Genomic DNA, 23,940 nt, shown 5'->3' on the forward strand with positions numbered 1-23,940 from the left:
GCGATGACGCCTCTAGATGCCAAGCGCCCGCTGCAGCTCAATGCTCAGGGTCAGTTGCAACACTTCTTGTCCCTCGACGGTTTGCCCCGCGAACTGCTCACCGAAATCCTCGACACGGCCGACTCGTTCCTCGAAGTCGGTGGCCGGGCGGTGAAGAAGGTCCCGCTGCTGCGCGGCAAGACGATCTGTAATGTGTTCTTCGAGAACTCCACCCGCACCCGCACCACCTTTGAACTGGCCGCCCAACGGCTGTCGGCCGACGTGATCACGCTGAACGTGTCCACCTCGTCGGCGAGCAAGGGCGAAACCCTGCTCGACACCCTGCGTAACCTGGAAGCCATGGCCGCCGACATGTTCGTGGTCCGCCACGGCGACTCCGGCGCCGCGCACTTCATCGCCGAGCACGTATGCCCGCAGGTGGCGATCATCAATGGCGGCGACGGCCGTCATGCCCACCCGACACAGGGCATGCTCGACATGCTGACCATTCGTCGGCACAAGGGCAGCTTTGAAAACCTCTCGGTGGCCATCGTCGGCGACATCCTGCACTCGCGGGTTGCGCGCTCGAACATGCTCGCCCTGAAAGCCCTGGGCTGCCCGGACATCCGTGTGATCGCCCCGAAAACCCTGCTGCCCATCGGCATCGAGCAATACGGCGTGAAGGTCTATACCGACATGACCCAAGGGCTCAAGGATGTGGATGTGGTGATCATGCTGCGCCTGCAACGCGAGCGCATGGCTGGTGGCCTGCTGCCCAGCGAAGGCGAGTTCTACCGCCTGTTCGGCCTGACCACTGCGCGCCTGGCCGGCGCCAAGCCGGATGCCATAGTGATGCACCCAGGCCCGATCAACCGTGGCGTGGAGATTGAGTCGGCGGTGGCCGACGGTGCGCAGTCGGTGATCTTGAACCAGGTGACCTACGGCATCGCGGTCCGCATGGCGGTACTGTCCATGGCCATGAGCGGGCAAACCGCGCAACGTCAATTCGAGCAGGAGAACGCCCAGTGAAGCTCAGCATTCTCGGCGCCCGTGTCATCGATCCGGCCAGTGGCCTGGATCAAGTTGTCGATCTTCACCTGGAAGCCGGCAAGATCATCGCCATCGGTGCCGCGCCCAGCGGTTTCAGCGCCCACGAGACCATCGACGCCAAGGGCCTTGTGGCCGCTCCGGGCCTTGTGGACCTGAACGTCGCCCTGCGTGAACCGGGCTACAGCCGCAAAGGCAACATCACCAGTGAAACCCGCGCCGCCGCCGCCGGTGGCGTGACCAGCCTGTGCTGCCCGCCGAATACCAAGCCGGTGCTGGATACCTCGGCCGTGACCGAGTTGATCCTCGACCGCGCCCGCGAAGCCGGCAATTGCAAAGTGTTCCCTGTCGGCGCCTTGAGCAAGGGTCTGGACGGTGAGCAACTCGCCGAGCTGATCGCCCTGCGCGACGCCGGTTGCGTGGCCTTCGGCAATGGCCTGGAAAGCTTTCGCAGCACCCGCACGTTGTTACGCGCCCTGGAATACGCGGCCACATTCGACCTGACGGTGGTCTTCCACTCCCAGGACCACGACCTGGCCGAAGGCGGCCTGGCCCATGAAGGCGCCGTCGCCAGCTTCCTCGGTTTGCCGGGCATCCCGGAGACCGCCGAAACCGTCGCCCTGGCCCGTGACCTGCTGCTGGTGGAACAAAGCGGCGTACGCGCGCATTTCAGCCAACTGACCAGCGCCCGGGGCGTCGCCCTGATCGCGCAGGCCCAGGCCCGTGGCTTGCCGGTGACGGCGGATGTGGCGCTGTATCAACTGATCTTGACGGATGAGGCTTTGATCGACTTCTCCAGCCTGTATCACGTACAGCCGCCACTGCGCACCCGTGCCGACCGTGAAGGTTTGCGTGCGGCGGTGAAGTCCGGCGTGGTGTCGGCGATCTCCAGCCATCACCAACCCCATGAGCGCGATGCCAAACTGGCACCCTTCGGCGCGACAGAGCCGGGCATCAGCAGCGTCGAGCTGTTGCTGCCACTGGCCATGACGTTAGTCGATGAAGGTTTGCTCGATTTGCCGACATTGCTGGCACGCCTGAGCACAGGCCCGGCCCAGGCGCTGCGCTTGCCGGTGGGCAAGTTGGCGGTGGGGGCTGCGGCGGATCTGGTGCTGTTTGACACGGGCAGTTCCACGGTGGCCGGGGAACACTGGCTGTCCAAGGGCGAAAACTGCCCGTTCATCGGCCATAGCCTGCCGGCGACGGTGCGTTACACCTTGATGGATGGGCGGATCACCTACCCGATTTAATCGTTCACACCTCAAGTGTGGGAGGGGGCTTGCTCCCGATTGCAGTGGGTCAGCTACAGAAAAACTGGCTGATCCACCGCTATCGGGAGCAAGCCCCACACATTTAATCCCACTATGGCTCGGAAGATTCAACGGCCGCTAATGCGCTCGGCATTGCGGATGGAAATCTGGGTATTCAACGTCCAGAAGTCATACAACACCCCCACCAGGAACAAACCGCCGGTCAGCAGGTAGATCAGGCCGGTGATCCATTTGCCCTGGTACATGCGGTGCAAACCAAACACCCCCAGGAACGCCAGCAGTACCCAGGCCACGTTGTATTCGATGGGCCCAGCGGTAAAACGCAGGTCGGCTTCACGGTCCATGGCCGGGATCAGGAACAAGTCGATCAGCCAGCCGATACCCAGCAGGCCGAAGGTGAAAAACCAGATCGTACCAGTGACCGGTTTGCCGTAATAGAAGCGATGGGCACCGGTAAAACCGAAAATCCAGAGCAGGTAACCAATCACCTTGCTGTGGGTGTCTTGCTGCGAAACATCCTGTCGATAGGTGTTCATGAAGTACCTCTTTTGCCTCGATAGATAAATTTTTTCACTTTCTTTGTGACTTTTTTACGGGCGCCCGACGTACGGCAAATGGTATCTTCCCTCCCCTCAAAGCCTTGTACCGCCTGACTTGTGTAGGACAATTGCGATAAAACGTCGCGTTTTCCTGTATTTGACCCCAAGGTTCAGTCGACAAACGGCCTGAGAACGGCACAAAAAGCTGTTATAAAGTTGCGCGCAAACCCATAAGAGCCACGCCTAATGCGACCATTTTTCAAGACATGGCTAACCATTTGCCTATTAATGCCACTGGCCGCCCACGCCACCAATCGTGAGCAACGACTTCCGAACGTTAATGGTTTCACCCCTAAAGTCCACAGCACACCCAGCACTGCCAAGTCGGTAAAGCTGACCGTCAACCGCCCGACTCAAGTGAGCAAGGCCCACGGTAAAACGCTTCATACCCAACTGGCCGCGAACGGCAAGCAAAGCAGCACCGTGCTCAGCCGCGCCGTCAACGTGCTGGGTACTCCTTATCGTTGGGGCGGAAGCAGCCCAAGTAAAGGGTTCGACTGCAGTGGTTTGGTGAAATATGCATTTAATGACGTCAAAGCGGTGGATTTACCGCGCACCTCCAACGCCATGGCTGCCGGCCACGGGTTGAAGGTAGATCGCAAGGACCTGAAACCGGGCGACCTGTTGTTCTTCAAACTCAAGAGCCGCCAGGTCAATCACGTCGCCATCTACCTGGGCAACGACCGTTTCATCCACGCACCGCGTCGTGGCAAGTCGGTCAGCATCGACACGCTGAAAAAACCGTTCTGGGACAAGAACTACGTGATCGCCAAGCGGGTCCTGCCTAAAGAGCAGAACAACCTGCGCGTGGTACAACGCTGATCTCAAGCTGAAATGCAGTAAATGTGGGAGGGGGCTTGCTCCCGAAAGCGGTAGATCTGTCAAACATGTGTTGACTGACTCTGCTATCGGGAGCAAGCCCCCTCTCACATTTTGGCTTTCACTGGCCCCCAGAAGCTATATGTCTGCGGGAACCCTCGCCAGCTCACGCGCAGCCTCCCGGCTGACCAGCCCCTCGCTCACCAGCGCCTTCAAGCTCATATCCAACGTCTTCATCCCCAATGCCCCACCGGTCTGGATCGCTGAAACCATCTGCGCACCCTTGTCCTCGCGGATCAGGTTACGAATGGCCGGCGTGCCCAGCATGATCTCGTGAGCCGCTACCCGCCCGCCGCCGATCTTCTTGACCAGCGCCTGGGACACCACGGCCTGCAAAGACTCCGACAGCATCGAACGCACCATGGCCTTTTCCCCCGCCGGGAATACATCCACCAGCCTGTCCACGGTTTTCGCCGCGGACGCGGTGTGCAGGGTGCCCAGGACCAGGTGCCCGGTCTCGGCCGCCGTCAGCGCGAGGCGGATGGTTTCCAGGTCGCGCAGCTCTCCCACCAGAATCACATCCGGGTCTTCGCGCAACGCCGAACGCAGGGCCGCCGAGAAGCTGTGGGTATCACGGTGCACCTGCCGCTGGTTGATCAACGCCGATTTGGGTTTGTGGATAAATTCGATGGGGTCTTCGAGGGTGAGGATGTGCTGGCGCCGATGCTGGTTGAGGTGGTCAATCATCGCCGCCAGTGTCGTGGACTTGCCCGACCCGGTCGGCCCGGTCACCAGTACCAGCCCGCGAGGCAATTGGGCAATACGCTGGAACACCTCCCCGAGGCCCAGGCTTTCCAGGCTTCGCACCTGAGCAATGGTACGAAACACCGCCCCCATGCCGCGATCGTGTCGGAACACATTGGCCCGAAAGCGCGCCACGCCAGGCAATTCAAAGGCAAAATCCGTTTCAAGAGATGTTTCGAAATCCTTTTGTTGGTGTTGATTGAGCAAAGGGCTCAATAAATCCGCAACTTGCGGTGGCGAAAGTACCGAACCCTCCAGGGGCCAGACTTCACCATCGATGCGCAGCATCGGCGCCAGACCGGCGGACAAATGCAGGTCTGAGGCGCCACGGCGCACGCTGGCCGTGAGCAATTGCGTGATATCCATAGGGCTTTCCATTTCCAGTAGAATGCCGCGGACTCCATATCCACGGGTGCATCTTGAATGTCGACGATAGCAGACAACATTGGCTTGGTTAGCGAGCGGATCCGTGCCGCGGCCCATGCCGTGCAACGTGATGAACACAGCGTCCATCTGCTGGCCGTGAGCAAGACCAAACCCGCGCAAGCCGTGCGCGAAGCCTTTGCCGCCGGAATGCGCGACTTTGGCGAAAACTACCTGCAGGAAGCCTTGGGCAAACAGGCCGAATTAACCGACCTGCCCTTGAGTTGGCACTTCATCGGCCCCATTCAATCGAACAAGACTCGCTCGATCGCCGAGAACTTCGCCTGGGTGCATTCCGTGGACCGCTTGAAAATCGCACAACGCCTGTCCGAACAACGCCCGGCCGACCTGCCGCCACTGAACATTTGCATCCAGGTCAACGTCAGTGGCGAAGCCAGCAAGTCCGGCTGCACACCCGCCGACCTGCCGGCCCTGGCCAATGCCATCAGCGCCCTGCCGCGCCTGAAGCTGCGCGGGTTGATGGCGATCCCCGAGCCGACTGAAGACCGCGCGGCGCAAGATGCGGCGTTCGCAACGGTCAGAGACCTGCAAGCGAGCTTGAACCTGCCGCTCGACACACTTTCGATGGGCATGAGCCATGACCTTGAGTCGGCGATCGCCCAAGGCGCCACCTGGGTGCGGATCGGTACCGCCCTGTTTGGCGCCCGCGACTACGGCCAGCCGTGAAATGGCTGACTTCTCTCTGAATAAGGACCTGTCATGAGCAACACGCGTATTGCCTTTATCGGCGCCGGCAACATGGCGGCCAGCCTGATCGGCGGCCTGCGGGCCAAGGGCCTGCAAGCCCAGCAGATCCGTGCCAGCGACCCCGGTGCCGAAACCCGTGCCCGCGTCAGCGCCGAGCACGGTATCGAAACGTTCGCCGACAACGCCGAAGCCATCCAGGGCGTCGACGTGATTGTGCTAGCGGTCAAGCCGCAAGCCATGAAGGCCGTGTGCGAAAGCCTGCGCCCGAGCCTGCAACCGCAGCAACTGGTGGTGTCGATAGCTGCCGGCATCACGTGCGCCAGCATGAGCCAATGGCTCGGCGCCCAGCCGATTGTGCGCTGCATGCCCAACACCCCGGCGCTGCTGCGCCAGGGCGTGAGCGGCCTGTATGCAACTTCCAGCGTCAGCGCCGAACAACGCGACCAGGCCCAGGAGCTGCTGTCCGCCGTGGGTAGCGCCCTGTGGCTGGAACAGGAGCAGCAGTTGGATGCCGTCACCGCCGTCTCCGGCAGCGGCCCGGCGTACTTCTTCCTGCTGATCGAGGCCATGACCGCCGCCGGCGTCAAGCTGGGCCTGTCCCACGAAGTAGCTGAACAACTGGCCGAGCAAACCGCGCTGGGGGCCGCGCACATGGCCGTCGGCAGCGAGGTGGATGCCGCCGAGCTGCGCCGTCGCGTAACCTCCCCAGGCGGAACCACGCAGGCCGCCATCGAATCCTTCCAGGCCGGGGGCTTTGAAGCCCTGGTGGAAAAAGCACTGGGTGCCGCGGCGCATCGTTCGGCTGAAATGGCCGAACAGCTGGGCAAATAGTCGTCCCCTTCATTAGGAAACCAACATGCTCGGAATCAATGACGCTGCCATTTTCATCATCCAGACCCTGGGCAGCCTGTACCTGCTGATCGTGCTGATGCGTTTTATCCTGCAACTGGTGCGGGCGAACTTCTACAACCCGCTGTGCCAGTTCGTGGTGAAGGCCACCCAACCGCTGCTCAAGCCACTGCGCCGGGTGATCCCGAGCATGTTCGGCCTGGACATGTCTTCGTTGGTGCTGGCGCTGCTGCTGCAGATCCTGCTGTTCGCCGTGATCCTGCTGCTCAACGGCTACCAGGCCAACACGGTGTTGTTGTTGCCGTGGGGCCTGATCGGCATTTTCTCGCTGTTTTTGAAGATCCTCTTCTGGTCGATGATCATCAGCGTGATCCTGTCGTGGGTCGCACCTGGCAGCCGCAGCCCGGGCGCCGAATTGGTCTACCAGATCACCGAGCCGGTGCTGGCGCCGTTCCGCCGCCTGATCCCTAACCTGGGCGGCCTGGATATCTCGCCGATCTTCGCGTTTATCGCGATCCAGCTCCTGCAAAGCTGGGTAATTCCGCGCCTGGCTTACTACGCGTTCATGCCCAAGGAACTGTTCGGCCTGATCTGACACGCAACGATCGTTCCCACGCTCCGCGTGGGAACGCAGCACTGGACGCTCCGCGTCCCGAAGCGTGACGCAGAGCATCACAAAAGGCATTCCCACGCAGAGCGTGGGAACGATCCGCCGGGAAGGGTTTGCTTGCCGCTGGGTGCAGCGCTCTTTAGACTTACGCCTCATTTAAACGAGAGCAGGGTCGATGCCAGCTGCCTTTCCCCCCGATTCCGTTGGACTGGTCGTACCCCAAGTGGCGCACTTCAGCGAGCCGCTGGCCCTGGCCTGTGGCCGCTCGCTGCCCGCCTACGACCTGATCTACGAAACCTACGGCCAACTGAACGCCACGGCGAGCAATGCCGTGCTGATCTGTCACGCCCTGTCCGGCCATCACCACGCGGCGGGCTTCCACGCTGCCGATGATCGCAAGCCCGGCTGGTGGGACAGTTGCATCGGCCCCGGCAAGCCCATCGACACCAACAAGTTTTACGTGGTCAGCCTGAACAACCTCGGCGGCTGCAACGGTTCTACCGGCCCGAGCAGTATCAACCCGGAAACCGGAAAACCCTTCGGGGCGGACTTCCCGGTATTGACCGTGGAAGACTGGGTACACAGCCAGGCTCGCCTTGCCGACCTGCTGGGCATCGGCCAATGGGCTGCGGTGATCGGCGGCAGCCTGGGCGGAATGCAGGCCCTGCAATGGACCATCACCTACCCGGATCGCGTGCGCCATTGCCTGGCCATTGCCTCGGCGCCAAAACTCTCGGCACAGAACATCGCCTTCAACGAAGTCGCGCGCCAGGCCATCCTCACCGACCCCGAGTTCCACGGCGGTTCATTCCAGGAAGCCGGTGTGATCCCCAAGCGCGGCCTGATGCTGGCGCGGATGGTGGGGCATATCACCTACCTGTCCGATGACTCCATGGGCGAGAAATTCGGTCGCGGCCTCAAGAGCGAGAAGCTCAACTACGACTTCCACAGCGTCGAGTTCCAGGTGGAAAGCTACCTGCGTTATCAGGGCGAGGAGTTCTCGGGGCGTTTCGACGCCAACACCTACTTGCTGATGACCAAGGCCCTGGACTACTTCGACCCGGCGGCCAACCACGACGACGACCTGGCGAAAACCTTCGAAAATGCCACGGCCAAGTTCTGCGTGATGTCATTCACCACCGACTGGCGCTTCTCGCCGGCCCGCTCCCGCGAGCTGGTGGACGCGCTGATGGCGGCACGCAAGGACGTCTGCTACCTGGAGATTGACGCTCCGCAAGGCCACGACGCCTTCCTGATCCCGATCCCGCGTTACTTGCAGGCGTTCGGCAACTACATGAACCGTATTACTGTATGAGAACGCCATGAGAGCTGACCTGGAAATCATCCAAGACTGGATACCCGCCGGCAGCCGCGTGCTCGACCTGGGCTGCGGCGACGGCGAACTGCTGAGCTGGCTGCGTGACAACAAGCAAGTCACCGGCTATGGCCTGGAAAACGACCCGGACAACATCGCCCAGTGCGTGGCCAAGGGCATCAACGTGATCGAGCAGGACCTGGACAAGGGCCTGGGCAACTTTGCCAGCAACAGCTTCGATATCGTGGTGATGACCCAAGCCCTGCAGGCGGTGCACTACCCGGACCGCATCCTCGACGAAATGCTGCGCGTCGGCCGCCAGTGCATCATCACTTTCCCCAATTTCGGCCACTGGCGCTGCCGCTGGTACCTGGCGACCAAGGGCCGCATGCCGGTCTCGGACTTCCTGCCGTACACGTGGTACAACACGCCCAACATCCACTTCTGCACCTTCGAAGACTTCGAAGCCTTGTGCGGCGAGCGTGAAGCCAAGGTGATCAACCGCCTTGCCGTCGATCAACAGCACCGCCACGGTTGGGCGAGTAAGCTGTGGCCGAACCTGTTGGGAGAAATCGGGATTTACCGGGTCAGCAGCCCTGGCCTGACCGACCACAAGATTGCCGTCTAATCATTTTCCAGAGGGACGCACATGAGCCGTTTGGCTGTTGTTCTATTGACCGCACTGCTTGGCGTCAACGCCATGGCCGCCGACGTTATCGACCCTAATCGCACGAAGGAATTCGGCGATATCACCGTGCGCTACAACACCTTCACCTCCAGCTTCCTGCAGCCGGAAACCGCCCAGGCAGTGGGCGTAGTGCGCAGCAAGAACAAGGGCTTGATCAACGTGTCGGTGTTCAAGGGCGTGACGCCCGTGGCGGCGCAAGTGACCGGCACCATCAAGGACTCGCTCGGCAAGAGCGAAGTACTGACCTTCAAGCAGATCACCGAAAAAGGCGTGACCAACTACCTCGCGCCCTACTCGGTGCCGCAGCAGGAATTCAAGACCTTCACCATCAATGTTGAAACCGGCGGCAAGGCCCACGGTTTCAGCTTTGTCCAAGAACTCTTCCCGGCCGAATGATGAACCTCACCCAACTCGTACTGGCCAGCCATAACGCCGGCAAGCTCAAAGAACTGCAAGCCATGCTCGGTGGCTCCGTGCAACTGCGCTCGATCGGCGAATTCAGCCAGGTCGAGCCGGAAGAAACCGGCCTGTCGTTCGTCGAAAATGCCATCCTCAAGGCGCGCAATGCCGCACGCCTCTCCGGCCTTCCGGCGCTGGCCGATGACTCGGGCCTGGCGGTGGATTTCCTGGGCGGCGCCCCTGGCATCTACTCGGCGCGTTATGCCGATGGCAAGGGCGACGCGGCCAATAATGCCAAGCTGCTGGACGCGCTCAAGGATGTGCCGGACGCCATGCGTGGCGCGCAGTTTGTGTGCGTACTGGCCCTGGTGCGACACGCCGACGACCCGCTGCCGATCCTCTGCGAAGGGTTGTGGCACGGGCGTATCCTGCACGCGCCCAGCGGTGAACACGGCTTTGGCTATGACCCGCTGTTCTGGGTACCGGAGCGCAATGTCTCCAGCGCCGAACTGAGCCCGGCCGACAAGAACCAGATCAGCCACCGCGCCCGCGCAATGGATTTGCTGCGCCAACGCCTGGGCCTGAAATGACTCAAAACACCTCCGCGCAGCCGCTGATTCACGGCGGCGCGCGAACACCACGGGCGGCCCTGCCCCACTTGCCGCCCCTGGCGCTGTACATCCACATTCCGTGGTGCGTGCGCAAATGCCCTTATTGTGACTTCAACTCCCACACCGCCAGCAGCGTGCTGCCGGAAGAGGAGTATGTGGATGCCTTGCTGGCCGACCTCGATCAGGACCTGCATGCGGTGTATGGCCGCGAGCTGAGTTCGATCTTCTTTGGTGGCGGCACGCCCAGCCTGTTCAGCGCCGCCGCGTTGGGGCGCTTGCTCGAAGGCGTGCAAGCGCGCATTCGGTTTGCCGACGACATCGAGATCACCCTGGAGGCCAACCCAGGGACTTTCGAGCAAGAAAAATTTGTCGCGTACCGCAAGCTGGGGATCAACCGGCTGTCCATCGGCATCCAGAGCTTCCAGCAGGCGAAGCTCGAAGCCCTGGGGCGTATCCACAATGGCGATGAAGCCGTACGGGCTGCCGATATGGCGCGTCAGGCGGGCTTTGATAACTTCAACCTGGACTTGATGCACGGCCTGCCCGATCAGTCCCTGGACGACGCCCTGAGCGACCTGCGCCAGGCCATTGCGCTCAAGCCTACGCACCTGTCCTGGTACCAACTGACCCTGGAGCCCAACACCGTATTCTGGAACCAGCCACCTGCGCTGCCGGAAGACGACACGCTGTGGGACATCCAGGAAGCCGGCCAGGCGCTGCTTGCTGAACATGGCTACCGGCAATATGAAGTGTCGGCCTATGCCCAGGCGGGTCGCCCGGCGCGGCATAACCTGAACTACTGGAGCTTTGGTGACTTTATCGGCATCGGCGCCGGCGCCCACGGCAAGCTCAGCCACCCGGACGGGCGTATTGTGCGCACCTGGAAGACGCGAGCGCCGAAGGACTACCTCAACCCGGCCAAAAGCTTCCAGGCTGGAGCCAAAGAGCTGACGAACGAGGAACTGCCGTTCGAGTTCCTGATGAACGCCTTGCGCCTCACCGAAGGTGTCGAAGCCAGACTCTATGCCGAACGCACCGGCCTCGACCTGGCAAGCCTCGACGAAGGCCGCCGCGAGGCAGAACAAAGTGGCTTAATGCAGGTCGAACCGTCACGCCTGGCGGCGACCGACCGCGGGCAACTTTTTCTCAATGACCTGTTGCAGAAGTTTTTGAGCTGATCGCTCTTAAGGAAATCACATGGATTTGGTACTCGACCTGCTCGCCACCGTGTCCCGCTGGAGCCGTAGCAACCTGTCGGAAATCTCCCTGGCCCTCGTGGGCTGTTTGCTGGTGCTGTTCGGCGCCGACATCAAGGGTTGGGTCGAAGCGCGCCTGGGCAGCATTGCTGGCGCTTTGCGTGTACCGCTGATGGCGCTGGTGTGCATGATCGGCAGCGGCGCGGCGCTGATCTATGCCACGCCGTGGATTGTGCGGGGGTTGAGCCAGTTCAATAACTACAGCCTGGCACCGGTGCTGGTGGTCGTGCTGGTGTTGATTGGCGTTGTCGCAGACCGCCGCTAATTCCAAGCACACTGCAAAAACAAATGTGGGAGCAAGCTCCCACATTTTTTACCGCATTTCAAAACTGCAGCCGGGTCAGGCCAGTTTCTCGAACTTCAAATCCCACACCCCATGCCCCAATCGCTCGCCGCGGCGTTCGAACTTGGTGATCGGACGCTCGGCCGGGCGCGGCACGCACTTGCCGTCTTCGGCCAGGTTGCGGTAGCCGGGCGCGACATTCATCACTTCCAGCATGTATTCGGCATACGGCTCCCAGTCGGTCGCCATGTGCAGGATACCGCCCACTTTCAGCTTGCTGCGTACCAGTTCCGCGAAGGAAGCCTGGACGATGCGACGCTTGTGGTGACGAGCCTTGTGCCACGGGTCAGGGAAGAACAACATCAGGCGATCAAGGCTGTTGTCGGCGATGCAGCGGTTGAGCACTTCAATCGCGTCGCAGTCATAGACTCGCAGGTTGGTCAGGCCCTGGGTCAACACGCCATTAAGCAGCGCGCCGACACCCGGACGGTGTACTTCCACACCGATGAAATCCTGTTCCGGCGAAGCGGCGGCCATTTCCAGCAAGGAGTGACCCATGCCGAAGCCGATTTCCAGGGAACGCGGGGCCGAACGGCCGAACACCTGGTCGTAATCCACCGGCGCGTCAGCCAGTGGCAATACGAACAGCGGCGTGCCCTGCTCCAGGCCCTTTTGCTGGCCTTCGGTCATGCGACCGGCGCGCATCACAAAACTCTTGATACGGCGGTGCTTGGACTCGTCACCTTCTTCCACGGTGTTTGGCGTTTCGTTTGATTCAGTCATCAATAGCTCTTACTTGATCAGACCATCCAGCGGCGAGGAGGCGCTGGCGTAGAGTTTTTTCGGCATGCGGCCGGCGAGATACGCCAGGCGACCCGCGACGATGGCATGTTGCATGGCTTGAGCCATCATGACCGGTTGCTGGGCATGGGCGATGGCCGAGTTCATCAGCACCGCGTCGCAGCCCAGTTCCATGGCGATGGTGGCGTCGGAGGCAGTCCCCACGCCCGCATCCACCAATACCGGGATATTGGCTTCTTCAAGGATGATCTGCAGGTTGTACGGATTGCAGATACCCAGGCCGGAACCGATCAGACCGGCCAGCGGCATCACGGCGATGCAGCCGATGTCTGCCAGTTGGCGCGCGATGATCGGGTCATCGCTGGTGTAGACCATCACGTCGAAACCTTCCTTGACCAGGGTTTCAGCGGCCTTGAGGGTTTCGATCACGTTGGGGAACAGGGTTTTCTGGTCGGCCAGTACTTCCAGTTTCACCAGGTTATGGCCGTCGAGCAGCTCACGGGCCAGGCGGCAAGTACGCACGGCTTCAATGGCGTCGTAGCAACCGGCGGTGTTCGGCAGGAAGGTGTAGCGATCCGGCGACAACACGTCGAGCAGGTTCGGCTCGCCTTCGATCTGGCCCAGGTTGGTGCGGCGCACGGCAAACGTGACGATCTCGGCGCCCGAGGCTTCGATGGCCAGACGGGTTTCTTCCATGTCGCGGTACTTGCCGGTACCGACCAGCAGACGGGACTGGTAAGTACGACCGGCCAGAACGAAGGGCTTGTCGCTACGAACGATGCTCATGGGAAATCCTCGAAATGGGGTGAGGTTCTGCAGAATGCGGGTTGGCGCGATTGAGCGCCTGACGGCTAGCCGCCGCCGATGGCGTGGACCACTTCGACCTGGTCACCTTCGGTGAGCGCGGTCTCGGCGTGCTGGCTACGCGGGACGATATCCAGGTTGAGCTCCACTGCGACGCGACGCCCGGTCAGGTCCAGGCGGGTCAGCAGGGCCGCAACGGTTTCACCGTCGGGCAGTTCAAAGGATTCGCCGTTCAACAGAATGCGCATGCCACGGGCCGTCATCGTTTTTAGGGGCCAGCATTCTAGCGCGATTGAGACCTCAAGGTCAGCTCCAAGCGTCAAGCGGTCAGTTGCAAGCGCCACGCGGCCAAGCCAAGGAAGAACCATCCGAGCAGAAACGCCAGCCCGCCAAATGGCGTGATGATCCCCAGTTTGCTGATCCCGGTCAGGGTCAGTACATACAGGCTGCCGGAGAACAGCAGGATGCCGACGGTAAATGAGAGCCCCGCCCAAGTCACCAATCGGCCCGGGATATGCGCAGCCAGCAACGCCACGCCGAACAGCGCCAGGGCATGCACCAACTGATAGGTCACGCCGGTATGGAAGATCGCCAGGTACTCGGCGCTCAGGCGGTTTTTCAGGCCGTGGGCGGCGAAAGCCCCCAGGGCGACCCCGGTAAAGCCGAAAAAGGCAGCCAGCATCAGAAAGCTACGCAGCATGAGGAACTCCAGTCAGACTCAAAGGGCCGGGTCTGTATAATGGCCCGCTCAACGGGTTCGGCCAAGCCATCTCTATGCTGCGTTTCCTCTTCAAGCGTTTCCTTACAGTCGTGAAATGGTTTGCCATCGGCAGTGTATTGCTGGTGCTGCTGTTGCGTGTCGTGCCGCCACCGTTCACGGCGCTGATGGTGGAGCGCAAGGTCGAATCCTGGATTGATGGCGAGCCGATTGACCTGCAGCGCACCTGGGTGCCGTGGGATGAGATATCCGATGAACTGAAAGTGGCGGTGATGGCCGGTGAAGACCAGCGCTTCCCGCAACATTGGGGCTTTGATTTCGGCGCGATCCAGGCGGCGATTCTGCATAACGAGCGCGGCGGCTCCATTCGCGGTGCCAGTACCCTGAGCCAGCAGGTCTCCAAGAACCTGTTCCTGTGGGCCGGCCGCAGCTATTTGCGCAAGGGCCTGGAAGCCTGGTTCACTGGGCTGATCGAGGTGCTGTGGCCCAAGCAGCGGATTCTTGAGGTGTACCTCAACAGCGTGGAATGGGATGAAGGGGTATTTGGGGCGCAAGCGGCAGCAGAGCATCACTTTGGAGTGAGTGCCAAGGCGCTTTCTCGCCAGCAGGCCAGTTATCTGGCGGCAGTACTGCCCAACCCACGAGTGTGGAGTGCAAGTCATCCGACGGCGTATGTGGCAAGACGGGCAGCTTGGATTCGCCAGCAAATGAGCCAGCTGGGTGGGGATGGTTACCTGGCTGAGCTGAACAATTCCAGAAAAGCCCCCTGGTCCGACTGATACCACTCAGAAACAACTGTGGGAGGGGGCTTGCTCCCGATTGCTGTGCGTCAGTCAAAGATGAACTGGCAGAAACACAGCTATCGGGAGCAAGCCCCCTCCCACATTTTGACCAGGCCGCGCTTTAAGCAGCGATGGACAACTTCAGCTTGTTCATCGCGCTTTTCTCAAGCTGGCGAATCCGCTCGGCCGACACGTTGTACTTCTGCGCCAGGTCGTGCAGCGTGGCTTTTTCTTCCGCCAGCCAACGCTGGTAGAGGATGTCACGGCTGCGGTCGTCCAACACTTCCAGCGCTTCGTGCAGATTGTGGTTGGAGTTGTCGCTCCAGTCGGCGTCTTCCAGTTGACGGGCCGGGTCATACCGGTGGTCTTCCAGATAGTTGGCCGGCGATTGGAAGGCGCTGTCGTCGTCCGCTTCGGCGGCAGGGTCGAAGGCCATGTCATGGCCGGTCAGGCGGCTTTCCATCTCGCGCACTTCACGCGGCTCCACGCCGAGGCTTTCGGCCACGCGGTGGACTTCTTCATTGTTCAACCATGCCAGGCGTTTCTTCTGGCTACGCAGGTTGAAGAACAGCTTGCGCTGGGCCTTGGTGGTCGCGACTTTCACGATGCGCCAGTTGCGCAGGATGAACTCGTGGATTTCCGCCTTGATCCAGTGCACGGCAAACGACACCAGGCGCACACCCATTTCCGGGTTGAAGCGCTTTACAGCCTTCATCAGGCCAACGTTGCCTTCCTGGATCAGGTCAGCCTGGGCCAGACCGTAGCCGCTGTAGCTACGGGCGATATGTACGACAAACCGCAGGTGGGCGAGCACCATCTGCCGAGCCGCCTCCAGATCCTGCTCATAGTAGAGACTCTCGGCCAGTTCACGCTCCTGCTCGGGCGTCAGCAATGGAATGCTGTTCACCGTGTGCACATAGGCCTCCAGGTTCGCACCCGGGACCAAGGCATAAGCAGGTTGCAAAGAAGTGGTCATACGAAAAAACCTCCGACTCACATAACTCGTGCAATTAAGCACTGCGAAAATTGACCGGGAACCGTAGGACAAGTTCCCTAAACCACCCATACGGTCAATACAAACGAAACCACATTAATCTGACATTAACTACTTCGGTGCCAGCTCGCGTAAATGACGAGCGACCGCAATCCACGCACCGATATACCCCAACAAGACAGCGCCAAGCAAGAGACTCAGACCATCGGCCACCGGCACGCCGGCCAAGGCAAAATCGCTGCCGTACAACCCGGCAAGCCCGACAACCGCGTCGTTCAGCCAGTCAAGGCCAAACGCCAGCACGCCCCAGGACAAAATCCCTGCACCAAAGCCATAAAGCGCGCCCATGTACAGAAAAGGACGACGCACATAGCTGTCTGTGCCGCCGACCAGTTTAATCACTTCTATCTCGGTGCGACGGTTTTCAATATGAAGACGAATGGTATTACCTATCACCAAAAGTAATGCAGACACCAACAGCACCGTCAGGCCGAATACAAAGCGGTCACCCAGCTTGAGGATCGCGGCCAGGCGCTCCACCCAGACTAGATCAAGTTGAGCCTGTTGCACCTTGGGCATCTCTGCGAGTTTTTGTCGCAGGGCTTCCAGGGCCGGCTTGTCGACTTCATTGGGCGTCACCAGCACCACACCCGGCAGCGGGTTCTGTGGCAACTCCTTGAGCGCCTCGCCCAGCCCGGATTGTTGCTGGAATTCCTCAAGGGCCTGGTCACGGCTGATGTATTCAGCATCGGCGACACCCGGCAATTGCTTGATGTCATCGCGCAGGCCCTCGCCATCTTTGGCACTGGCGTCGATGTTCAGGTACAGGGAAATCTGTGCCGCACGCTGCCAGGAGCCACCCAGGCGCTCCACATTATTGAGCAGCAGCGACAACCCCATCGGCAGGCTCAATGCCACCGCCATCACCAGGCAGGTGAAGAAACTGCCGATCGGCTGCTTGCCCAGGCGGCGCAGACTGTCGAGCAAGCTGGCACGATGGCTTTCGATCCAGGCGTGCAGCAGGGTGCCGAAGTCCGGGCCCTCATCATCGTCGCGCTTTTTCTTCTTCTGCGGTTGTGGATCAGCCGCTTTCGGCGCCACGCGCTCGGAAACTTTAGGGCTACGTGTTGCACTCATACACCCGCCTCCCCGTCACCGATCAGGCGGCCACGTTGCAGGGTCAGCATGCGGTGACGCATGCGGGCGATCAGTGCCAAGTCGTGGCTGGCAATCAGCACGCTGGTACCCAGGCGATTGATGTCTTCGAACACGCCCATGATCTCGGCGGCAAGGCGCGGGTCAAGGTTGCCGGTAGGTTCGTCCGCCAGCAGCAAGGCCGGGCGGTGGACGATGGCGCGGGCAATGCCGACGCGTTGTTGCTGGCCGGTGGACAGGTCGCCAGGATAAAGATCGGTCTTGTCCGACAACGCGACACGCTCCAGGGCCGAGTCCACGCGCTTGATGATCTCGGCCTTGGACAGCCCGAGGATCTGCAACGGCAGCGCGACGTTATTGAATACCGTACGATCGAACAACAATTGGTGGTTCTGAAACACCACGCCGATCTGGCGACGCAGGAACGGAATCTGCGCATTGCTGATGGTTGCCAGGTCTTGCCCGGCCAACAGCAATTTGCCGGTGGTGGGGCGTTCCATGGCCAATAGCAGGCGCAACAAGGTGCTCTTGCCGGCGCCGGAATGGCCGGTGACAAACAAAAACTCGCCGCGACGCACTCGAAAGCTCAGCTCATGCAAGCCCACATGCCCGTTGGCATAGCGTTTACCGACCTGTTCGAATCGAATCATGAACGCTCCCGTTCGGCAAACAGTGCCTGTACAAAGGGTTCGGCTTCAAAGGTGCGCAGGTCGTCGATGCCTTCACCGACGCCGATGTAGCGAATCGGCAACCCGAACTGTTTTGCCAAGGCGAAGATCACGCCACCTTTGGCCGTGCCGTCGAGCTTAGTCAATGCCAGGCCGGTCAGTTGCACCGTCTGGTTGAATTGCTTGGCCTGGCTGATGGCGTTCTGGCCAGTACCCGCGTCGAGCACCAGCAATACTTCGTGTGGCGCATCGGCGTCGAGCTTGCCGATCACGCGGCGCACTTTCTTCAACTCTTCCATCAGATTGTCTTTGGTGTGCAGGCGACCGGCGGTATCGGCGATCAACACATCGATGTTGCGCGCCTTGGCGGCCTGCACGGCGTCGAAGATCACCGAAGCAGAGTCGGCACCGGTATGCTGGGCGATCACCGGGATCCTGTTGCGCTCACCCCACACCTGCAGCTGTTCAACAGCAGCGGCGCGGAAGGTGTCACCGGCCGCCAGCATGACTTTCTTGCCTTCCGACTGGAGTTTTTTCGCCAGTTTGCCGATGGTGGTGGTCTTGCCCGCACCGTTGACACCCACAACCAGGATCACGAATGGTTTGTTCGGCGTGATCACCAGCGGCGCTTCCACGGGCTTGAGCATCGCGGCCAGTTCGGCCTGCAGGGATTTGTAGAGGGCGTCGGCGTCGGTCAACTGCTTGCGCGCCACCTTCTGGGTCAGGCTCTGGATGATCACCGCAGTGGCTTCGACGCCCACGTCGGCGGTCAGCAAACGGGTTTCGATGTCTTCCAGCAGTTCGTCATCGATGACCTTCTTGCCCAGGAACAGGCTGGCCATACCTTCGCCGATGCTTGCGCTGGTCTTGCTCAGGCCCTGCTTGAGGCGAGCGAAGAAGCCGGTTTTGCTGGCTTCGGTGACGGCGGCGACAACCGGCTCTGGCTCTGGCTCCGGCTCGATCACGACCGTAGCAACCGGCTCCAATGCCGGCGGCGCTTCGACCACTACCGTTACGGGCTCAATGACGGCAGGAATGGGCGGCGTGACATGTTCGGCCTGCACATCCTCAACCAGTGCCACGGGCTCTTCGGCCACCGGCAACTGTGGCCACGGCGTATGTATCGGGCTGGACTCGGGCTCCGGCTCAGGCGCGGCCTCGACCACCGGCTGCAACACCGGTTCAGCCATCGGCAACACCACCGGCGCCGGAGTTTCGGCAACCGGTTCGGCCGCAACTACTGGGGGCTCTGGAATCGGCTCAGGTTGAACCTGCGGCTGTTCGACGACGGGTTCCTGCGGCTTTTTGCGCAGCCATCCGAACAGGCCTTTTTTCTCGCCAGCCGCAGCTGGGCTCTTCTTGTCGTCGTTGGAACCAAACATGGAGGACGGCTATCTCAAAGTAGCGATGCGCCAGGGCGCTTCGGTAAATAAATTCAATGCAGAACAGACTGCTTTAAAGCTCGCTTGTTCATGCGCAACATTTTCAGGGCATAAATAAAGACCCTGACAAATCGATTCAATATAGGACTGAAGCGATAACATCGGCGAAAAGTGGAAGATCGTCGGGGAAACCCACGCTCTATTCCAAGATTCCGACGACTGAACCCGGGACAGGATGACCGCCGCAGTGGCCGTGTCCAAATCGGATCAGTATCCTAGCACCTCCTCGCCCGCCGACGCTAAGACCAAGCGGGCAGCCCAACAGGTTTAAAAACGAATGAATGCTCTAGCCCGCCGCGCCGCAGGCCTGCTGCTCAGCACAGTTTGTCTGCCCCTTTGCGCTTTCGCAGCCGACCCACAACCCACCCATGAATTCACCCTGGATAACGGCCTCAAAGTGGTCGTGCGCGAAGATCATCGTGCACCAGTTGTAGTTTCCCAGGTTTGGTACAAGGTGGGTTCAAGCTACGAGACCCCGGGCCAGACCGGTTTGTCCCACGCTCTGGAACACATGATGTTCAAAGGCAGCGCCAAGGTCGGCCCCGGCGAAGCCTCGCTGATCCTGCGCGACCTGGGCGCCGAAGAAAACGCCTTCACCAGTGACGACTACACCGCCTACTACCAGGTGCTGGCCCGTGATCGCCTGGGCGTGGCCTTCGAACTGGAAGCCGACCGCATGGCAAGCCTGCGCCTGCCGGCCGATGAGTTCAGCCGCGAAATCGAAGTGATCAAGGAAGAACGCCGCCTGCGCACCGACGACAACCCAATGTCCAAGGCCTACGAGCGCTTCAAGGCCATGGCCTACCCGGCCAGCGGCTACCACACGCCGACTATCGGCTGGATGGCCGACCTTGAGCGCATGAAGGTCGAGGAGCTGCGTCACTGGTACCAGTCCTGGTACGTGCCGAACAATGCCACCCTGGTGGTCGTCGGCGACGTCACGCCGGACGAGGTGAAAAACCTGGCCCAACGTTATTTCGGCCCGATTCCCAAGCGCGACGTGCCACCGGCCAAGATCCCACTGGAGCTGGCCACGCCTGGCGAACGCCTGCTGACCATGCGCGTACAGACCCAGTTGCCGAGCGTGATCCTCGGCTTCAACGTCCCAAGCCTGGCAACGGCCGAAGACAAGCGCTCGGTACAAGCCCTGCGCCTGATCTCCGCCTTGCTGGATGGCGGCTATAGCGCACGTATTTCCGAGCAACTGGAACGTGGTGAAGAACTGGTTTCCGCCGCCTCCACCAGCTACGACGCCTACACCCGTGGCGACAGCCTGTTCACCCTGACGGCCACGCCGAACCAACAGAAGAAAAAGACCATTGCCCAAGCCGAAGCCGGCCTGTGGCGCCTGCTGGAAGAGCTGAAAGCCAAACCGCCGACCGCCGAGGAACTGGAGCGCATCCGCGCCCAGGTCATTGCCGGCGTGGTCTACCAGCGCGACTCCATCACCAGCCAGGCCACGGCCATCGGTTCGCTGGAAACCGTCGGCCTGTCCTGGAAGCTGATGGACACTGAACTGGCCGAGCTGCAAAGCGTGACCCCGGAAGATATCCAGAAAGCCGCGCGCACCTATTTCACCCGCGATCGTCTGAGCGTCGCCCATGTTCTGCCTGAGGAGACCGCTCATGAGTAATCGAAGCAGCCGCCTGATCTTTCCCGGCCTGGTCGTCGTCACCCTGGTCGCCGCAAGCGCCGTGTACTTCCTGCGCCCAAGCGAATCCGTCGCCAGCCAGGCGCTGGACAAGGCGCAATCGAGCAACACCCTGCAATCGCTCGCGGAGTTGGACGGCAAGGCGCCGACCAACCGCAAACTCGACGTGCAAACCTGGAACACCGCTGAAGGCGCCAAGGTACTGTTCGTCGAAGCCCATGAACTGCCGATGTTCGACATGCGTATCCTGTTCGCCGCCGGCAGCAGCCAGGACGGTGACGTCCCGGGCCTGGCCCTGATGACCAACGCCATGCTCAACGAGGGTGTGCCGGGCAAGGATGTGAGCCAGATCGCCAGCGGTTTTGAAAGCCTGGGCGCCGATTTCGGCAATGGCGCTTACCGCGACATGGCGCTGGTGTCCTTGCGCAGCCTGAGCGACAGCGACAAACGCGATGCCGCGTTGAACCTGTTTGATGAGGTGATCGGCAAGCCGACTTTCCCGGCCGACTCACTGGCGCGCATCAAGAACCAGATCCTTGCCGGTTTCGAATACCAGAAGCAGAACCCCGGCAAACTGGCGAGCCTGGAGCTGTTCAAACGTCTCTACGGTGACCACCCGTACGCGCACCCGAGCGAAGGCACCGCCGAAAGCGTTCCAAAAATCACCCTCGCACAGCTGCAGGCGTTCCACGCCAAAGCTTACGCCGCGGGTAATGCAGTCATTGCAGTGGTCGGCGACCTGACCCGCGCCGAAGCCGAAGCGATGACCGCCAAGGTTTCCGCATCGCTGCCCAAAGGTCCGGCGCTGGCCAAGATCGCTCAACCAACCGAACCCAAGGCCGGCCTGAGCCACATCGAGTTTCCGTCCAAGCAGACTCACCTGCTGTTCGCCCAACTGGGTATCGACCGCGCCGATCCGGACTACGCAGCCCTCTCCCTGGGCAACCAGATCCTCGGCGGCGGCGGCTTCGGCACTCGCTTGATGAGTGAAGTGCGCGAAAAACGCGGCCTGACCTACGGCGTGTACTCCGGCTTTTCGCCGATGCAGGTACGCGGCCCGTTCATGATCAACCTGCAGACTCGCGCCGAAATGAGCGGCGGCACCCTGCGCCTGGTCGAGGACGTGCTGGCCGACTACCTCAAGACCGGCCCGACGCAAAAGGAACTGGATGACGCCAAGCGCGAGTTGGCCGGCAGCTTCCCACTGTCGACGGCAAGCAACGCCGATATCGTCGGGCAACTGGGCGCGATGGGTTTCTACAACCTGCCGCTGAGCTATCTGGAAGATTTCATGAAACAATCCCAGGCCCTGACTACAGAGCAGGTCAAGGCTGCCTTGAACAAACACTTGAGCGCCGACAAGATGGTCATCGTGACCGCCGGCCCGACGATTGCGCAAAAGCCACTACCGCCCCCCACTGACAAACCCGCCGAGCAACCGCTCGGGGTTCCGGAGCATTAATGGCCAGTTCATCTCGCCCGAAAAAACCTGTCCACAACGTCCATAACGGTGTGGGCCAACTGCGCATCATTGGTGGTGAATGGGGCAGCCGCAAGCTGAGCTTCCCCGATGTCGTGGGCCTGCGCCCGACGCCGGATCGCGTGCGTGAAACCCTGTTCAACTGGCTCGCGCCGCACATCGGCGGGGCCAAGGTACTGGACCCGTTTGCCGGCAGCGGCGCGCTGTTCCTGGAGGCGCTGTCCCGGGGGGCGGCCCAAGGCCAGGCGCTGGATGCCAGCAATGTGGCGGTTTCCAGCCTCAAGGAACACCTGGGCACCTTGCGCTGCACCACCGGCCAGGTCCAGACCGCCGACGCCTTGCGCTACCTGGACACCCAGCCGGCCAGCGAATACGACGTCGTGTTCCTCGACCCACCGTTCAACCAGAACCTGTTGCCGACCGTGTGTGCGTTGCTCGAAGAACGCCAATGGCTGGCGCCCGATGCCTGGATCTACACTGAAAGCGAGACTGCGCCATCCACGCTTGGCCTGCCGGGCAGCTGGCGCCTGCACCGGGAACAGAAGTCCGGCCGCGTGTATTACGCCCTGTGGCACCGCAACACCTTGTAGTGAGCGGGCTTGCCCCGCGCTGGGTGGCAAAGCCGCCCTAAACCAGGCGCCTAATTTCTGCCTGGATACATGCCTTAAAACCAGACGCCTGAGCTCTACCCGGACGCATGCGTTGGACGGATTGGGACGGCTGCGCCGCCCAGCGCGGGGCAAGCCCGCTCACTACAGAGACCTTCATGAAGATGTCGTCTGGAAATTTTACGCCGGCCTTCGGCCTCGGCAACCCACATCTGCAAACGCTGTGGGGGCCGTTGTGGCGCCCGACCACCCACCTCGAGCGCCAGCGCGAACGCTTATGGCTGGACGACGGCGACTTCCTTGACCTCGACTGGCATGGTCCCCACGACGTGCAAGCACCGTTGGTGCTGGTGCTGCATGGGCTGACCGGCTCATCCAACTCACCCTACGTGGCCGGCCTGCAAAAAGCCCTCGCCGAGCAGGGCTGGGCCAGTGCAGCGTTGAACTGGCGCGGCTGTTCGGGTGAGCCAAACCTGTTGGCGCGCAGCTATCACTCGGGCGCCAGTGAAGACCTGGCGGCGGCGATTGCACACCTGCGAGCCAAACGGCCGTTGGCACCGCTGTATGCAGTGGGTTATTCGCTGGGCGGCAACGTGCTGCTCAAGCACCTGGGTGAAACCGGTGAAAGGTCGGGCTTGCAAGGCGCGGCGGCGGTATCGGTGCCGTTTCGTCTGGATCAGTGCGCGGATCGTATCGGGCTGGGGTTCTCCCGGGTTTACCAAAAGCATTTCATGCGCGAAATGCTGACGTACATCCGCGTCAAACAGAGCCGTTTTCTGCAGGACGGTCGTGCTGAAGGGCTGAAAACCCTGGAAGCACTCGGTTCGTTGGAAAAAATGCGTACGTTTTGGGATTTCGACGGACGAGTGACCGCACCGCTGCACGGTTTTCTGAGTGCCGAAGACTATTACCGTCGCGCATCGAGCCGTTACTACCTGGGTGGGATCCGCACCCCCACCCTGATCATCCAGGCCGCGGACGACCCCTTCGTGTTCAGCCACAGCCTGCCCGAAGCCAGCGAACTGTCAGATTGCACCGAGTTCGAGTTGCTGGCCAAGGGTGGGCACGTGGGGTTTGTGGACGGTTCGCTGAAGCGCCCGGGCTACTACCTCGAACGACGAATCCCACAATGGCTACAGACAAAACGCAGTTAAACATGTGGGAGGGGGCTTGCTC

Annotated in this window: 27 protein-coding genes; 17 read left to right on the forward strand and 10 right to left on the reverse strand. The window is 61.2% G+C overall.

Annotated elements, in window-relative coordinates; genetic code table 11:
* Positions 1 to 3 precede the first annotated feature (3 nt).
* On the forward strand, positions 4 to 1,008 hold the full coding sequence (locus tag C9383_RS21740; RefSeq protein ID WP_090368230.1) for an aspartate carbamoyltransferase catalytic subunit: 1,005 nt from the start codon (positions 4 to 6) through the stop codon (positions 1,006 to 1,008).
* A complete protein-coding gene (locus C9383_RS21745) occupies positions 1,005 to 2,276 on the forward strand; it encodes a dihydroorotase (protein WP_090368228.1) in 1,272 nt (423 codons plus the stop codon). The genes C9383_RS21740 and C9383_RS21745 overlap by 4 nt, the downstream gene beginning before the upstream one ends.
* Before the next feature lie 128 nt (positions 2,277 to 2,404).
* On the opposite strand, the gene C9383_RS21750 is transcribed toward C9383_RS21745, so the two are convergent.
* Positions 2,405 to 2,833: an NINE protein gene (locus tag C9383_RS21750; RefSeq protein ID WP_060753460.1), complete on the reverse strand. Its 429-nt coding sequence runs from the start codon at positions 2,831 to 2,833 to the stop codon at positions 2,405 to 2,407.
* A 249-nt stretch (positions 2,834 to 3,082) separates the two neighbouring features.
* Here C9383_RS21750 and C9383_RS21755 point away from each other — a divergent pair, with 249 nt between their 5' ends.
* Positions 3,083 to 3,718, forward strand: coding sequence for a C40 family peptidase (locus C9383_RS21755; RefSeq protein ID WP_060753461.1), 636 nt, complete (start codon positions 3,083 to 3,085; stop codon positions 3,716 to 3,718).
* A gap of 135 nt (positions 3,719 to 3,853) precedes the next feature.
* Here C9383_RS21755 and C9383_RS21760 read toward each other — a convergent pair whose 3' ends face one another.
* On the reverse strand, positions 3,854 to 4,885 hold the full coding sequence (locus tag C9383_RS21760; RefSeq protein WP_090368226.1) for a type IV pilus twitching motility protein PilT: 1,032 nt from the start codon (positions 4,883 to 4,885) through the stop codon (positions 3,854 to 3,856).
* Positions 4,886 to 4,942: 57 nt separating this feature from the next.
* Between C9383_RS21760 and C9383_RS21765 the strand changes: the two genes are divergently transcribed.
* From C9383_RS21765 to C9383_RS21805, 9 genes are all read left to right on the forward strand, one after another.
* A complete protein-coding gene (locus tag C9383_RS21765; protein ID WP_060753463.1) occupies positions 4,943 to 5,629 on the forward strand; it encodes a YggS family pyridoxal phosphate-dependent enzyme in 687 nt (228 codons plus the stop codon).
* Positions 5,630 to 5,662: 33 nt separating this feature from the next.
* Entirely contained in the window at positions 5,663 to 6,481 is an 819-nt protein-coding gene (gene proC, locus C9383_RS21770; protein ID WP_090368224.1) for a pyrroline-5-carboxylate reductase, read from the forward strand.
* A gap of 25 nt (positions 6,482 to 6,506) precedes the next feature.
* Positions 6,507 to 7,094, forward strand: coding sequence for a YggT family protein (locus C9383_RS21775; RefSeq protein WP_060753465.1), 588 nt, complete (start codon positions 6,507 to 6,509; stop codon positions 7,092 to 7,094).
* Between the two features lie 190 nt (positions 7,095 to 7,284).
* Entirely contained in the window at positions 7,285 to 8,424 is a 1,140-nt protein-coding gene (metX, locus tag C9383_RS21780; protein ID WP_090368222.1) for a homoserine O-succinyltransferase MetX, read from the forward strand.
* Positions 8,425 to 8,431: 7 nt separating this feature from the next.
* Positions 8,432 to 9,052, forward strand: coding sequence for a methionine biosynthesis protein MetW (gene metW / locus C9383_RS21785; RefSeq protein WP_016972957.1), 621 nt, complete (start codon positions 8,432 to 8,434; stop codon positions 9,050 to 9,052).
* Between the two features lie 21 nt (positions 9,053 to 9,073).
* Positions 9,074 to 9,508, forward strand: coding sequence for a DUF4426 domain-containing protein (locus C9383_RS21790; RefSeq protein WP_090368220.1), 435 nt, complete (start codon positions 9,074 to 9,076; stop codon positions 9,506 to 9,508).
* A complete protein-coding gene (rdgB, locus tag C9383_RS21795) occupies positions 9,505 to 10,101 on the forward strand; it encodes an RdgB/HAM1 family non-canonical purine NTP pyrophosphatase (protein ID WP_060753469.1) in 597 nt (198 codons plus the stop codon). Before C9383_RS21790 ends, rdgB begins: the two co-directional genes overlap by 4 nt.
* A complete protein-coding gene (gene hemW, locus C9383_RS21800) occupies positions 10,098 to 11,300 on the forward strand; it encodes a radical SAM family heme chaperone HemW (RefSeq protein WP_090368218.1) in 1,203 nt (400 codons plus the stop codon). The genes rdgB and hemW overlap by 4 nt, the downstream gene beginning before the upstream one ends.
* A 19-nt stretch (positions 11,301 to 11,319) precedes the next feature.
* Positions 11,320 to 11,643, forward strand: coding sequence for a DUF3392 domain-containing protein (locus tag C9383_RS21805; protein WP_016972961.1), 324 nt, complete (start codon positions 11,320 to 11,322; stop codon positions 11,641 to 11,643).
* Positions 11,644 to 11,718: 75 nt separating this feature from the next.
* Here the strand turns inward: C9383_RS21805 and trmB are convergent, their stop codons facing one another.
* The 4 genes from trmB to C9383_RS21825 all read right to left on the reverse strand — a co-directional run bounded on the left by trmB (position 11,719) and on the right by C9383_RS21825 (position 13,966).
* The gene (gene trmB, locus C9383_RS21810; RefSeq protein WP_060753471.1) at positions 11,719 to 12,444 is read right to left on the reverse strand and encodes a tRNA (guanosine(46)-N7)-methyltransferase TrmB; all 726 of its coding nucleotides are present in this window, start codon (positions 12,442 to 12,444) and stop codon (positions 11,719 to 11,721) included.
* 9 nt (positions 12,445 to 12,453) lie between these two features.
* Positions 12,454 to 13,248, reverse strand: a complete 795-nt coding sequence (locus C9383_RS21815; RefSeq protein ID WP_090368216.1) for a thiazole synthase — start codon at positions 13,246 to 13,248, stop codon at positions 12,454 to 12,456.
* Positions 13,249 to 13,313: 65 nt separating this feature from the next.
* Positions 13,314 to 13,514: a sulfur carrier protein ThiS gene (gene thiS / locus C9383_RS21820; RefSeq protein ID WP_031320180.1), complete on the reverse strand. Its 201-nt coding sequence runs from the start codon at positions 13,512 to 13,514 to the stop codon at positions 13,314 to 13,316.
* 71 nt (positions 13,515 to 13,585) lie between these two features.
* Positions 13,586 to 13,966, reverse strand: coding sequence for a DUF423 domain-containing protein (locus C9383_RS21825; protein WP_090368212.1), 381 nt, complete (start codon positions 13,964 to 13,966; stop codon positions 13,586 to 13,588).
* Between the two features lie 74 nt (positions 13,967 to 14,040).
* On the opposite strand from C9383_RS21825, the gene mtgA reads away from it, so the two are divergent.
* Positions 14,041 to 14,763: a monofunctional biosynthetic peptidoglycan transglycosylase gene (mtgA, locus tag C9383_RS21830; RefSeq protein WP_090368210.1), complete on the forward strand. Its 723-nt coding sequence runs from the start codon at positions 14,041 to 14,043 to the stop codon at positions 14,761 to 14,763.
* Between the two features lie 124 nt (positions 14,764 to 14,887).
* Here mtgA and rpoH read toward each other — a convergent pair whose 3' ends face one another.
* The 4 genes from rpoH to ftsY all read right to left on the reverse strand — a co-directional run bounded on the left by rpoH (position 14,888) and on the right by ftsY (position 18,965).
* Positions 14,888 to 15,742, reverse strand: a complete 855-nt coding sequence (rpoH, locus tag C9383_RS21835; RefSeq protein ID WP_060753475.1) for an RNA polymerase sigma factor RpoH — start codon at positions 15,740 to 15,742, stop codon at positions 14,888 to 14,890.
* 129 nt (positions 15,743 to 15,871) lie between these two features.
* Positions 15,872 to 16,897 (reverse strand): permease-like cell division protein FtsX, encoded by a 1,026-nt coding sequence (gene ftsX, locus C9383_RS21840; protein WP_090368208.1) that lies wholly within the window; start codon positions 16,895 to 16,897, stop codon positions 15,872 to 15,874.
* Positions 16,894 to 17,565 (reverse strand): cell division ATP-binding protein FtsE, encoded by a 672-nt coding sequence (gene ftsE / locus C9383_RS21845; RefSeq protein ID WP_003176700.1) that lies wholly within the window; start codon positions 17,563 to 17,565, stop codon positions 16,894 to 16,896. The genes ftsX and ftsE overlap by 4 nt, the downstream gene beginning before the upstream one ends.
* Positions 17,562 to 18,965 carry a signal recognition particle-docking protein FtsY gene (ftsY, locus tag C9383_RS21850; RefSeq protein ID WP_090368206.1) on the reverse strand — a complete coding sequence of 468 codons (1,404 nt, stop codon included), beginning with the start codon at positions 18,963 to 18,965 and terminating at the stop codon, positions 17,562 to 17,564. Before ftsY ends, ftsE begins: the two co-directional genes overlap by 4 nt.
* A 337-nt stretch (positions 18,966 to 19,302) precedes the next feature.
* Between ftsY and C9383_RS21855 the strand changes: the two genes are divergently transcribed.
* The 4 genes from C9383_RS21855 to C9383_RS21870 all read left to right on the forward strand — a co-directional run bounded on the left by C9383_RS21855 (position 19,303) and on the right by C9383_RS21870 (position 23,918).
* Positions 19,303 to 20,658 carry a M16 family metallopeptidase gene (locus C9383_RS21855; protein ID WP_090368204.1) on the forward strand — a complete coding sequence of 452 codons (1,356 nt, stop codon included), beginning with the start codon at positions 19,303 to 19,305 and terminating at the stop codon, positions 20,656 to 20,658.
* Positions 20,651 to 22,138 (forward strand): M16 family metallopeptidase, encoded by a 1,488-nt coding sequence (locus tag C9383_RS21860; RefSeq protein WP_090368202.1) that lies wholly within the window; start codon positions 20,651 to 20,653, stop codon positions 22,136 to 22,138. The genes C9383_RS21855 and C9383_RS21860 overlap by 8 nt, the downstream gene beginning before the upstream one ends.
* On the forward strand, positions 22,138 to 22,746 hold the full coding sequence (gene rsmD, locus C9383_RS21865; protein WP_090368201.1) for a 16S rRNA (guanine(966)-N(2))-methyltransferase RsmD: 609 nt from the start codon (positions 22,138 to 22,140) through the stop codon (positions 22,744 to 22,746). The genes C9383_RS21860 and rsmD overlap by 1 nt, the downstream gene beginning before the upstream one ends.
* Positions 22,747 to 22,922: 176 nt before the next feature.
* A complete protein-coding gene (locus C9383_RS21870; protein WP_090368199.1) occupies positions 22,923 to 23,918 on the forward strand; it encodes a hydrolase in 996 nt (331 codons plus the stop codon).
* Positions 23,919 to 23,940 lie beyond the last annotated feature (22 nt).

The sequence above is a fragment of the Pseudomonas palleroniana genome, from assembly GCF_003031675.1.
Lineage (GTDB): Bacteria > Pseudomonadota > Gammaproteobacteria > Pseudomonadales > Pseudomonadaceae > Aquipseudomonas > Aquipseudomonas palleroniana.

Coding starts and splice junctions, on each gene's coding strand:
- C9383_RS21740 (WP_090368230.1), top strand. CDS start 4: ATGACGCCTCTAGATGCCAAGCGCCCGCTGCAGCTCAATGCTCAGGGT.
- C9383_RS21750 (WP_060753460.1), bottom strand. CDS start 2,833: ATGAACACCTATCGACAGGATGTTTCGCAGCAAGACACCCACAGCAAG.
- C9383_RS21755 (WP_060753461.1), top strand. CDS start 3,083: ATGCGACCATTTTTCAAGACATGGCTAACCATTTGCCTATTAATGCCA.
- C9383_RS21760 (WP_090368226.1), bottom strand. CDS start 4,885: ATGGATATCACGCAATTGCTCACGGCCAGCGTGCGCCGTGGCGCCTCA.
- C9383_RS21765 (WP_060753463.1), top strand. CDS start 4,943: ATGTCGACGATAGCAGACAACATTGGCTTGGTTAGCGAGCGGATCCGT.
- proC (WP_090368224.1), top strand. CDS start 5,663: ATGAGCAACACGCGTATTGCCTTTATCGGCGCCGGCAACATGGCGGCC.
- C9383_RS21775 (WP_060753465.1), top strand. CDS start 6,507: ATGCTCGGAATCAATGACGCTGCCATTTTCATCATCCAGACCCTGGGC.
- metX (WP_090368222.1), top strand. CDS start 7,285: ATGCCAGCTGCCTTTCCCCCCGATTCCGTTGGACTGGTCGTACCCCAA.
- metW (WP_016972957.1), top strand. CDS start 8,432: ATGAGAGCTGACCTGGAAATCATCCAAGACTGGATACCCGCCGGCAGC.
- C9383_RS21790 (WP_090368220.1), top strand. CDS start 9,074: ATGAGCCGTTTGGCTGTTGTTCTATTGACCGCACTGCTTGGCGTCAAC.
- rdgB (WP_060753469.1), top strand. CDS start 9,505: ATGATGAACCTCACCCAACTCGTACTGGCCAGCCATAACGCCGGCAAG.
- hemW (WP_090368218.1), top strand. CDS start 10,098: ATGACTCAAAACACCTCCGCGCAGCCGCTGATTCACGGCGGCGCGCGA.
- C9383_RS21805 (WP_016972961.1), top strand. CDS start 11,320: ATGGATTTGGTACTCGACCTGCTCGCCACCGTGTCCCGCTGGAGCCGT.
- trmB (WP_060753471.1), bottom strand. CDS start 12,444: ATGACTGAATCAAACGAAACGCCAAACACCGTGGAAGAAGGTGACGAG.
- C9383_RS21815 (WP_090368216.1), bottom strand. CDS start 13,248: ATGAGCATCGTTCGTAGCGACAAGCCCTTCGTTCTGGCCGGTCGTACT.
- thiS (WP_031320180.1), bottom strand. CDS start 13,514: ATGCGCATTCTGTTGAACGGCGAATCCTTTGAACTGCCCGACGGTGAA.
- C9383_RS21825 (WP_090368212.1), bottom strand. CDS start 13,966: ATGCTGCGTAGCTTTCTGATGCTGGCTGCCTTTTTCGGCTTTACCGGG.
- mtgA (WP_090368210.1), top strand. CDS start 14,041: ATGCTGCGTTTCCTCTTCAAGCGTTTCCTTACAGTCGTGAAATGGTTT.
- rpoH (WP_060753475.1), bottom strand. CDS start 15,742: ATGACCACTTCTTTGCAACCTGCTTATGCCTTGGTCCCGGGTGCGAAC.
- ftsX (WP_090368208.1), bottom strand. CDS start 16,897: ATGAGTGCAACACGTAGCCCTAAAGTTTCCGAGCGCGTGGCGCCGAAA.
- ftsE (WP_003176700.1), bottom strand. CDS start 17,565: ATGATTCGATTCGAACAGGTCGGTAAACGCTATGCCAACGGGCATGTG.
- ftsY (WP_090368206.1), bottom strand. CDS start 18,965: ATGTTTGGTTCCAACGACGACAAGAAGAGCCCAGCTGCGGCTGGCGAG.
- C9383_RS21855 (WP_090368204.1), top strand. CDS start 19,303: ATGAATGCTCTAGCCCGCCGCGCCGCAGGCCTGCTGCTCAGCACAGTT.
- C9383_RS21860 (WP_090368202.1), top strand. CDS start 20,651: ATGAGTAATCGAAGCAGCCGCCTGATCTTTCCCGGCCTGGTCGTCGTC.
- rsmD (WP_090368201.1), top strand. CDS start 22,138: ATGGCCAGTTCATCTCGCCCGAAAAAACCTGTCCACAACGTCCATAAC.
- C9383_RS21870 (WP_090368199.1), top strand. CDS start 22,923: ATGAAGATGTCGTCTGGAAATTTTACGCCGGCCTTCGGCCTCGGCAAC.